This is a genomic window from Phyllobacterium sp. (genome assembly GCF_037994405.1).
Classification (GTDB): domain Bacteria; phylum Pseudomonadota; class Alphaproteobacteria; order Rhizobiales; family Rhizobiaceae; genus Phyllobacterium.
This window is the reverse complement of record NZ_JBBNAN010000411.1, coordinates 1-3,923: the sequence shown is the minus strand read 5'-3', so window position 1 is coordinate 3,923 and position 3,923 is coordinate 1. Positions and strand designations below refer to the sequence as shown.

The following is a 3,923-nucleotide window of genomic DNA, read 5'->3' as shown; positions in this document are numbered from 1 at the left end:
GCACAACGAAATTTGGAAGTTCCTAGCCACGGTTGTAAGGTCATGCCGAAGAACAGGTGTGGTATTGAGCGCCGCAAGCGCGAATTTGTGAGTGAGTCTTTGGAAAATGAACCACCCTGATGATTATAATGGCCTGATCGATTGGGAACTGTACGGGCCTAAAGATCCGGAGATTACACAACTGGTTTATCAGCTCGCGTATGGCAAAAATTTGCGGCTCATGGAGATCGAAGATCTTATCAAAAACGCGCTACGCGAACGCCTTGCCGAAAGCAGCACTTCAAGAGAGTAGGTGCCGCCAACAACGAGGAATGTTACAAGCCGCATCGACAATGTTGTGCTGATCGTCGTCAGTTCGGGAAAGTCGCAGAAGGGTGGGAAGCGGACGCTGCGATCAACGGGAGGTGGACCTTCGCGTCAGCTCAGGCGAATATTTTCGCAGCCCACTTTCCTGGAAGTGTTCGACCGCCCCATCAAATTGCACCCAATGATGTTTCGACCGCTCGAATATCGATATGACTGGGGCCGGGAAGTCAGGGTCGGCCAACGCACCAACCGCTACGCCGATCATTGACGGTAGAACATCAGGCTTCCAATAAACTGTCGAACCGCACGTCGGACAAAAATACATACGCACCTGGCGACCGCTTTCGCCAACGTGAATGAATTCCGTGGCCACTCCCGAAATCTCGATAGTATCAATCGCATAGAAAGCGTTGACGCTGAATGGCCCACCGGTTCGTCGCTGGCAGGCGAAACAGTGACACGCGACAACCAATTTTGTCGGCTCGCGCAACATAAGCCTAAGAGCGCCGCAAGCGCATTGGGCATTGGCCATGGCAAATCCTCCGTCTTACTCGCTGGGGTTACATTGGGATGTAGGGCTGAGACGCTGGCCGAACCGCTCTCGAAGCGGTTGGCAGAAGCGAAAAACGTGCGACCCGATAGAGGATCAGGGTGCACAGCGCCCAAAGCTTTACACCTCGCAGGTTCCCGCGACCAGTGAAAAGGATCGACCACCCAACTAAATTCGCCGTACGTCCGCAACGGGTCGATATTGTTAAAAAAGTCAAACCTTGGTTGATTGTACCTGAATTCCGGAAGACGAGGCTGGCTGCTAAGCGTCACCAAACCATTGGTGTTGCCACTATTAAGGAAATCGAGAACATTAATATCGGTTGCGCTAAACGTGCCGTTAATTGCGGCGCCTGACAAGATGTTGACAGAGAGTGTGTCGAGGCCAGAAACAGAGTAATTTCCATCTTGATCGGGGAGCATATCACCGTGCCGCCGCTCGTCCGGCTGACCGGCAGGTAGGCAGCCTGCGCCTCGTAAGGCATATGAAAAGCGCACACAGCCAGCAGCCCAGACGTGCCGGCCAGAAAACGCTTGAAGATTCGCAATTGGGGATCTTGGACTCGGTGTAATTTTGATTGATGTAGTTTGGAACACAGCCCGGGAGAAGTAACCAGTCGACGGAGTGGCAACTATACCATGTAACAACTCCTGATAAAGGTAACATCTGCTTTCCTTATCCGAATAAGTCGCCAAACACAGTCAGATCGCGGAATTACACAATAGTAACTTTTTTCCAGAGTCATCGGAATCCTGAGCAGTTCGACACAACCAGATTCTCGGTAGATGTGACCACCCGGCAACAATGAGGGCAGTTGCCGCTTTTGTAGTTCCTGCAACTACACAAGTGTCAAAGCTTTTTAAAGAAGAGACATGGTCAGCGTATAGAAATGCAACAATGAGGAAAATAATGATTAGCATTACAGTTGCGCAACTGTAATGATAGGGATATCCCTCTCCGTTGTGTCTACGCAGCGCTGCTAAAATCGCGTGACATTGCGTTGCTATATGCCAATATTGGTTCACTTGGCAGAATATGCGCCATGGCGTGAGACGCGGTTATGTATCCCTTCAAAATAGGAAGCCTAGCCATGAATTCGGTCCCAGATTATCGCGTTCAGCGAAACCAATATCCGATGCGAAAACCCATGCTGACGGTCGCCGTTGTCGCAGCCCTGACCGGCTGCACAACAACGGAAAAGGACCTCAGCGTGGGCACAGCAGCCGGCGCTATAATCGGCGGTATTGCAGACGGCGGAAAAGGTGCTTTGATTGGCGCCGGAGTTGGCGCGCTTGGCGGTCTGCTGGTCCGCAACCTCCGTAATGGGTACTGCCAATACCGAGACAGGCATGGCCGAATTTACACGGCACGCTGCCGCTAAATGCGTGACGTAAGCAGCAAGCTCAGTGCTTCGTGCTATCCAATTAAACTTTTTCGGTCCCTTGGGCTCAGAATTTTGAGTGGATTTAAGTCCGACAGTTGATCGCTGTCAGAGCATTCCCGCCATCCCTGCATTGGCGAATGTTCACGACCCACCGCATAAATCACCTCCGTATCTGCGCCGAGTTGGCCTTCGAGTATGCGACGTAATCAGTATGCTTGGGTTTGCTTCAAGCAGCACCGGCATCCACGAATTCAACAGCTTTCTTGCGGCGTCGCACGATACGGATGCAGGTGTCTATGTCAGCTTTGACGGCGATACCAGCGGCATCCTCATAGAGGGCATTGCGCTTGCCGATTTGTCGATGGTGACGTTGTGTTCACATGATAAGAGTAAAACGCAAGGAAGAAAATAATCCTTCATATCGGAAATAAATCAGTTTATGCGTAAAAGCAGGACGATTTGATGTTCAGTGCGGACCTAGGGACAGGGACCGCTCGCCGGTAAAACGCAGCCCGAGCAATAGCTTGCGGCGATCGAGGTTTATGACGTAATCGCGCATGACCATCAGTGGCCCAACCAATGACTGAGCTTTACCACGTCGGACAATGCCCGAGTTGCCGCCAAGGATGGCTAATTCTGCAACGTAACCTCTGTAATCAAGATATTTATGCCCATTGCGAAGAGTGCGAATTGGGTTTCATCACGCCAGATGATCTCGTGCCACCATTGAACGGTTTTCTCACCGTCTTGGATGAATACGATTACGAAACAGAGAACCCCACCAAAGAAGAGATTTCGCGCACTGTTTGGGCCAACTTCATTGTCAAAGAGGTTCCTTAATTCTTGCTCTGCCGAGCGCATCGGAAGAGCCACGGAAAGCTATTTACCAAAATCCATTTCATGCGGAGTGGGCATCTCGGCTGGACTCTCGGGGCGGGGCTGCATTGGCCGTTTTCAGATTGATCGACAACTCGAACTTCGTGGGCTGTTCAATCGGCAGGTCGCCTGGCTTGGCACCTTTCAAAATTCTGTCAACATAGAAAGCGAGCCGATGGTTCATCTCGCTATATCTCGCTGAATAGGCCATCAGGCAACCGTCTTCAGTATACCATGGACCCCAAGCCATAGTCGGCAGGCGATGCTCGATCGCCAAGGCGGCGATACGCGACGACTGATCCGCCAACATGAGGTCGGGCAGCACAAAGACCGCCTGCGCGCCCTCGGCTTCCATGCGCGAGAATGCCGCCTCGAGTTCGTCAGGTTCACTGACTTGCTGAATCTTGACCAAAATACCGAGCCGACGGGCAGCGTCCTTTGTGTCCGCTTCGAAAGGCAGATAGGAGACCGCCGGGTTCGCCAGCACACCGACAATGGCAACCCCCGGTACGGCTTCCTTCAACAGCTCTAACCGTTTGGCGGCGAGTTCGGTGGCGTAGTAGCTGACGCCGGTGACATTGCCGCCCGGCTTTGCGATGCTGCTCGCCAGACCTGCCGCCACCGGGTCACCGCTTATGATGGTCACGATCGGAATCACATGCGTCGCTTCGTGGGCAGCATGCGCCGCCGGCTGCGAACTCGTGACGATGACGTCCACTGGGAGCTGCACTAAGTCCGCTGCCGCGGCCGCAAGGCCACTGTCGTGCTTCCCCGCGCTTCGGCACTCGATGCTGATGTTTTCGGCCA

6 protein-coding genes are annotated in these 3,923 nt (G+C 53.0%); 4 read left to right on the top strand and 2 right to left on the bottom strand.

All coding sequences use genetic code 11. From position 1 onward, the window contains the following. Positions 1-106 precede the first annotated feature (106 nt). Positions 107-292 carry a hypothetical protein gene (locus AAAC48_RS22645; RefSeq protein WP_340656352.1) on the top strand — a complete coding sequence of 62 codons (186 nt, stop codon included), beginning with the start codon at positions 107-109 and terminating at the stop codon, positions 290-292. Between the two features lie 102 nt (positions 293-394). Here AAAC48_RS22645 and AAAC48_RS22640 read toward each other — a convergent pair whose 3' ends face one another. Continuing rightward, positions 395-838 (bottom strand): GFA family protein, encoded by a 444-nt coding sequence (locus AAAC48_RS22640; protein ID WP_340656351.1) that lies wholly within the window; start codon positions 836-838, stop codon positions 395-397. Between the two features lie 1,153 nt (positions 839-1,991). On the opposite strand from AAAC48_RS22640, the gene AAAC48_RS22635 reads away from it, so the two are divergent. From AAAC48_RS22635 to AAAC48_RS22625, 3 genes are all read left to right on the top strand, one after another. Continuing rightward, entirely contained in the window at positions 1,992-2,237 is a 246-nt protein-coding gene (locus AAAC48_RS22635) for a glycine zipper domain-containing protein (protein WP_340656353.1), read from the top strand. 214 nt (positions 2,238-2,451) lie between these two features. Next, complete coding sequence (locus tag AAAC48_RS22630; RefSeq protein WP_340656350.1) at positions 2,452-2,652, top strand: hypothetical protein; 201 nt, start codon at positions 2,452-2,454, stop codon at positions 2,650-2,652. Positions 2,653-2,819: 167 nt separating this feature from the next. Continuing rightward, a complete protein-coding gene (locus AAAC48_RS22625; RefSeq protein ID WP_340656349.1) occupies positions 2,820-3,080 on the top strand; it encodes a hypothetical protein in 261 nt (86 codons plus the stop codon). Positions 3,081-3,138: 58 nt separating this feature from the next. Here AAAC48_RS22625 and AAAC48_RS22620 read toward each other — a convergent pair. Continuing rightward, a partial coding sequence (locus tag AAAC48_RS22620; RefSeq protein WP_340656348.1) for an ABC transporter substrate-binding protein occupies positions 3,139-3,923 on the bottom strand: 785 nt, incomplete at its 5' end.